This window comes from Actinomycetota bacterium, from assembly GCA_035697485.1.
Lineage (GTDB): Bacteria > Actinomycetota > UBA4738 > UBA4738 > HRBIN12 > JAOUEA01.
Genome location: DASSCU010000025.1, coordinates 110556 through 116704, shown reverse-complemented (window position 1 = coordinate 116704; position 6149 = coordinate 110556). Strand labels below are relative to the sequence as shown.

Here is a 6149-nt window from a genome sequence, read left to right as displayed (position 1 = left end):
GACCTCAGCACGACCGACGAGGTTGAGACCGGTCCCCTACCCAGGAGTACGCAAACGGAGCTCGCGACGACCATTGCGGATCCGATACTGGGCATCAGGTTCACCACCCAGGGTGCGACCGCCTTCTCCTGTGCGGGGAGGGACTTCGTGGCCCTGATCAACAGCGAGTTCGCGCAAGCCGAGGCGTCGAGGCTCGCTCGTGCCCAGGCGATACCGGTCATCATCCTGCAGCGAAGTCTCGAGACCGGGCACTTCAACCCATCGCACGTAACGATGACGGACCCCGAGGCGAACGAGCGAGTGCGCGTGAACGTTACACGACGCTCGGGCACCGTGGTCCTGACCGGAACCGCCAGTATTGACTCGCAGAAGGTGTCGTTCGAGCTCGTTTCGACTAAGACTCCGTACCTTCCCCCGACAGCGATCACCGGGACCTTCGACGTGGGCAAGGTTCGACTCGTGATCGACCGGCTAGTGACGCAGCGGCTCCTATCGGTCGCGCAAGCAGCTATGGTGAGCACCCCGACTCCGCAAACTGGTCCGACTGAGCTCGCCTAGTTCCGCCGGACGACATGCTGGCCACGGACAGCTGGACCCCTCGGCGTGGGTGACAGCTTGTTCCGGTGGCCGGGTCGCGGGATCCTCGAGGGAGGAGCGTGCGATGGGACGGCCTTCGAAGTATTCGCCGCAGCAGAAGCTGGACGCGGTGCTGGCGGTGATGAGCAAGGGGAAGACGGTCAGTTCAAGTGTGCCGGGAGCTGGGGGTGTCCGAGACCTGGGTTCGCCCGCTGGCGGGAAGTGGTGCTGCCGGAATGGAGCTGGCCTTGTCCGGGCGGGCGGTAGCACCGGCCCGGGAGCGGGAGTTGGAGGCCCCCCGGAACCGGTACCTCCGCAGGTCAGGCCGTCCCCGAAGGCGTCAGCCCGACGGTGAATTCAATCTACACTAGCGTAAGCAGAACCTAGCGCTTGCTGGCTTGCCTCTTCCGGGTCCCTGCCGACTTCTTCGTGGTTCGCTTCGCGGTCGACTTCTTCCTCGTCCTAGTCTGGCCTGCGCCGCTTCCCGTCGTTCCCGGTCTGCGTCCGCGCTTCGGAGCGCGCGAAGGATCGAGCAGCACGTCCAGGTGCTGGGTGCAGTAGTCCCGCTGCCGGTTGCCCCTGGACGTCTTGAAGGTCACGGTTTCCGCGGCGGGGCTCCCGCAGGTGTCGCAGACGAGCATCGTTCGTTCCGCCATCGCTTCGCTCCTCACTTGGTCCCTGGCCGCGGAGCATACTCGCTCGCACTCGTTCAAACGACTTCAGAATCCCTGCGAGAACGCAGCAGGAAGCGGAGCCTGCGCGCGCCTCCAGGAGTCCCTGTACGCCTTCACTCCCGCGGCGCGATCCGCATCAACACCTCACCGGCGACGAGAACGCCAGGAACGGGCAGTCCGGATCGAGGTACGAACTCGCGCAGTGCTCAGCACTCGCCCGCACCCAAGTCCTATCCTCGGTGGACTCGTGTCGTGCTTGAGCCAGAAGCTCGATCTTGCTAACGATCTGCTAATGGCCCTTACGTCATCGGTCGAACTGATCCGGTACCGGCCGACAGAGGCGGGGACCAGGATCCCCTGGTCGTGGCATCGGCTGTCACAGTTCGGCACGGGTCATCATCCGTTCGGTGGGAGTTCGACTCCCACCCCGGGCACCGCCAGCATCGCGACCCTCTGTTGTATGCATGGCGACCGTTCACTGTCGACGCCTGATGCCCCCCTCGGTCTCGGTTCAGTCATCAGCAGCATCGAGGAACCCTTCGATCTCACCGACGACGAACTCGGGTTCGTCGATCCACGGCAGATGCCCCGCTCCGGGTGCTCGAACGACGTCGATGCTGGGACAGGCCGCGGCGATCCTCTCCCATGCGTGCATCATCCGGGGTGTCATGAACGCATCGTGTTCACCGAAGAGGAGCAGCGTCGGCACTTCGATGGTGTTCCATCGGTTCCCGAGCACGAGGTGGCGACGTATCCCGCGGGGCCCGATCAGGATGTAGAGGAGCTCTCGGATATCCGCCGCGTTCCGTCGCATGTGCGCCGCGTCGACGTCGAGGAGCTCGTCCGGGAGCAGCTCGGGGTGGGCCACGAGCATCTGGCCCCAGAACTTCCGGCTTCCCTCTTGCGACGGTTTCCCCATCACGAGGCGTGCGACCGCCGGTCCCACGGCCGGGAGCCCCATCACGCGGAGGGGGAGCGGGGCATCGCGGACCACCCCCGGCGGCACGCCCGCGATGACGAGTCGATGTACCCGATGCGGTACGGCGAGCGTGAAGACCGCGGCCCAATAGCCTCCGATCGAGTTCGCGAGGACGTCGGTCGACTCGAGCTCGAGGGCGTCGAGGACGTCCGGCGAGGAACGACCGCACATGACTGTGGAGGTCGACATATCGGTACGAGAACGCGTTCGCGAGGCCGTGGCCGGGTCGATCCACGGCGAGGACGTGGTGCGACTCGGCCAACATGCCCAAGATCGGCACCCACTCGAACGCGCCGTCCCCACCTCCGTGCACGAGGAGCAGGGGAGGCCCGTCCCCGAGCTCGAGCACCTGTGTCTCACCGTGTGACCAGCGGATCCGTCGCACCCGCGTATCGGGTGCGTATCGTTCGAGCAGGAGCTCCTGCGCCGCCGCCAGTGCGAGGTCGCGTTCCATTCCCATATCGTCTCCCACCGCTCACGAGTGACCCATCATGGGCCGCGGTGGGCGTCGCGTAGTCCCGCTGACAACCCGGGGAGCCGTTACCCGCCAGGCTCGGCCATCTTGGTCTGCGCATCGGCGAGCGCGCCCTTGAGTGCCTCGACGTGGCGGCCCTCCGCCTCGCCGACCACCTTCTGGATCGCACGCGTCACGGCAGGCTCGATCGTTTCGGCATGGTCGTGCTTGTACGCGACGATCAGCCCGGCCCCGCCGAGAGGGATCGTCTTCCCGGCCTCCTCCTCGAGCTTGCTGCCGGTCCTCTCGTGCAAGACCTTCCCGGCGCCTGCACCGATCATGGCTCCAATCGCGGTTGCCGCCAGGAGCGGAGGCGCGAACAGCCCGACCACGAACCCGACGCCGGCGAGGCCCTCGGCGCCCTCCTTGACCATGTGGTCGGTCTGCTCGACCGACAGGTTGCCCTCGAGGTCCTTGCTCACGACGACGGCGCCCATGATCTCGGCGCCGCAGCTCAGGACCGCCTCGTAGTCCTCGTGGGCGGCCTCCGTCGACAGGTAGCCGCCGATCAGTACGTTCGTGGGCTCCTTCGCCATCTGATCCTCCCCGCTCTCAGCCCGACAGGCTGTGCGCGGCGCTCCCGCGGTGCGCCTCGGCGTGCAGGTCGAGCTCGTCCTGGTCCGACAGGTGCGGCTTGATGTCGAACACGACCTTCTTCACGGTGCCGGTGAAGGCGAACGGCTTCCGATCCTCGTAGGCCAGGTCCACGACACCGCCGTTGTCACGGCCGATGTCCATGCCCGCGTACGCCGAGAACCTGATGGGCACGGTGTGGTCCATCCGCCCCTTCCCCACCGGTCGGTCGTCGATGAACAGCGTCACCTCGCCGCCGGTCGCAGGCTTCGCCTCGTCGGCGGCGAACTCCATGCGCACGGTGACCTCGCCGGCCGGGAGAGCTTCCTCGGCGACCTGCTTGAATACGAAGACGCCCATCATCGAATAGGTGTGGGTGAGCTTCCCGTCCTCCACGTAGAGCGTGAACCCGCCGAGGTGATCCGACTCCGCGACGATCACGCCTTCCGCACCGCCTTCCGGCACGACGAGGTCGGCGCTGATCACGTACGAGTGGTTGTATATCCGCGGGATCATGCCCGAGAGCACGTTCTGCACGTCTCCGCGGAACTCGAACGTCGTCTTCTCCGTGATCGGCGGCAGGATCCCGAAGAACGTGGACAGGGTGGCCAGCAACGGCAGAACCTTGTACCTCTCGGCCTCCTCCCAGAATAGGTCCTTCAGCTCCTGCACCTTGTCCGGGTGCTCGGCGGCCAGATCGTGGGCCTGCGTGAAGTCGTCGGGCAGGTAGTAGAGCTCGGCCGGACCCGCATCCGGGTCCCACACGCCGGGGGCGTAGGGCTTCAGTGCCTCTGGCGTGACGACCCACGGGATGCGCTCGGTCTTCATCGCGAGCCACCAGCCGTCCTTGTACATGCCCCGGTTGCCGATCGTCTCGAAGTACTGCTGCGTCCGGAACTCGCGCGCGTTCGCGTCGGCGAACGTGGGGGCGATCGACGTGCCGTGCATCGGCTCCTGCTCGATCCCGTCGACGGTGTGCGGCTGCGGGATGCCCGCGATGTCGAGGATCGTCGGGGCGATGTCGATCACGTGGCCGAACTGCGAACGCAATCCGCCGGTATCCGTGATGCGCTCCGGCCAGTGCACGACCATGGGGTTGCGGGTCCCGCCCAGGTGCGAGCCGACCTGCTTGCCCCACTTGAACGGAGCGTTCCCCGCCCATGCCCAGGCCGCGCCGTAGTGCGGGTCCATGATCTGGGCCCCCCACTGGTCCATGCCGCCGAAGCGTTCTGCTAGCTGGAGCTGCATCTCGTCGGTCAACGGGATGCCGTTCTGCATCGTCATCTCGTTGAACGACCCAGTGACAGTGCCCTCCATGCTGGCGCCGTTGTCGCCCCAGATCCAGACGATCACCGTGTCGTCGAGCTCGCCGAGTTCCTCGATTGCGTCGATCACGCGTCCGACGTTGTGGTCGGCATTCTCCGAGAAGCCGGCGTAGACCTCCATCTGACGGGCGTAGAACGTCTTCAGCTTGTCGGGCACGTCATCCCACGCAGGGAAGGCGGCATCGCGCGGTGTCAGCTCCGCGTCCGCGGGGACGACGCCGAGCTCCTTCTGGCGCGCGAACGTCTCCTCCCGGAGCGTGTCCCAGCCCTGGTCGAACTGCCCCTTGTACTTGTCGGCCCACGATGAGGCCACGTGATGCGGCGCGTGGCTGCATCCGGTCGAGAAGTACACGAAGAACGGCTTGTCGGCATCCTGCGCTCGAACCCCATGGATCCACTCGATGGTCTTGTCCGCCATGGCGTCGGGGAAGTAATAGGGATCCTCGTCGTCGTAGAACCCCTCCGGGGTCCCGATCACCTTCTGGTTCTCGATCAGGCACGGGTCCCACTGGCCCGAGTCCCCGGCGAGGAAGCCGTAGAAGTAGTCGAACCCCCAACCGTTCGGCCAGCGGTCGAGCGGACCTGCCGTGCCCTGCTGCCCATCGGGTGTCAGATGCCACTTCCCGTACGCGGCGGTGCTGTAGCCGTTGTCGCGCAGGATGCGAGGCAGCGGCGCGCAGTCCCGGGGCAAGGTTGCCGAGTAACCGGGGAATCCGCCGGCGAACTCACCCACCGAGCCGAACCCCACGGCGTGGTTGTTGCGACCGGTCAGCAAAGCGGCGCGGGTCGGCGAGCAGAGGGCCGTCACGTGGAACCGGTTGTACTTGAGTCCCTGCTCCGCCATGCGCGTGTAGTTCGGCGTCTGGATCGGGCCCCCGAACGTGCTCGGGTTGCCGAAGCCGGCGTCGTCGATCAAGACGAGCAGGACGTTGGGTGCGCCCTTCGGCGGCACCGGGTGTCCGATCAGGTTCCAGTCCGGCTGGGAACCGTCCAGGGTCTTGTTCATCACCCCTTGGAAGGCCCCACGGCGGATGGGAAGGTTCATACGGTCTGGCTCGGTCATCGTCCCCTCCTGTGATGCTGCGGCTACGCCGGTTCTCCTAAGTAGCCCCTTCTCGTCGCGAGCGCGTCTCCGACCTCGCCGAACACCGCGCCGATGATCTCGGCGACGTCGCTCACGGTCTCGCGCTTGCCCCGGTAGTCGGTCCTCATGTGCTCGACGCGGGCACGCGGAGCGGTGAGGGGGTTGATCTCCGTCGTCCACCGACGGTAGGCACGCTCGCACGCATACGCGATGCCGATCACCGTGACGAACGCGACGATCGTCGCGACCTCCTCGAACCGCTTGGACACGGCGTCGTCGAACTCGATCTGGCTCATCCTCACGCCACGCTATGCGACCTCCGGCACGGGCACATCGTCCGGTCGGGATGATGCCCCCCACCCGTTCTGAGCGTTGAATCACGTCGATCGCAAAGCAACGGTACGCTACTCAGCCAGCCGAGGGG

At 66.2% G+C, this 6149-nt stretch carries 5 protein-coding genes; 1 reads left to right on the top strand and 4 read right to left on the bottom strand.

Annotated elements, in window-relative coordinates; genetic code table 11:
- Positions 1-558: hypothetical protein (locus tag VFI59_08330; protein HET6713701.1), on the top strand; the 558-nt coding region annotated here is incomplete at its 5' end.
- Between the two features lie 1203 nt (positions 559-1761).
- On the opposite strand, the gene VFI59_08325 is transcribed toward VFI59_08330, so the two are convergent.
- The 4 genes from VFI59_08325 to VFI59_08310 all read right to left on the bottom strand — a co-directional run bounded on the left by VFI59_08325 (position 1762) and on the right by VFI59_08310 (position 6021).
- On the bottom strand, positions 1762-2418 hold the full coding sequence (locus tag VFI59_08325; GenBank protein HET6713700.1) for an alpha/beta hydrolase: 657 nt from the start codon (positions 2416-2418) through the stop codon (positions 1762-1764).
- Positions 2419-2769: 351 nt separating this feature from the next.
- Positions 2770-3279: a DUF1269 domain-containing protein gene (locus VFI59_08320; GenBank protein HET6713699.1), complete on the bottom strand. Its 510-nt coding sequence runs from the start codon at positions 3277-3279 to the stop codon at positions 2770-2772.
- Positions 3280-3295: 16 nt separating this feature from the next.
- Positions 3296-5704 (bottom strand): arylsulfatase, encoded by a 2409-nt coding sequence (locus tag VFI59_08315; GenBank protein HET6713698.1) that lies wholly within the window; start codon positions 5702-5704, stop codon positions 3296-3298.
- A gap of 23 nt (positions 5705-5727) precedes the next feature.
- Positions 5728-6021, bottom strand: a complete 294-nt coding sequence (locus VFI59_08310; GenBank protein ID HET6713697.1) for a hypothetical protein — start codon at positions 6019-6021, stop codon at positions 5728-5730.
- Positions 6022-6149 lie beyond the last annotated feature (128 nt).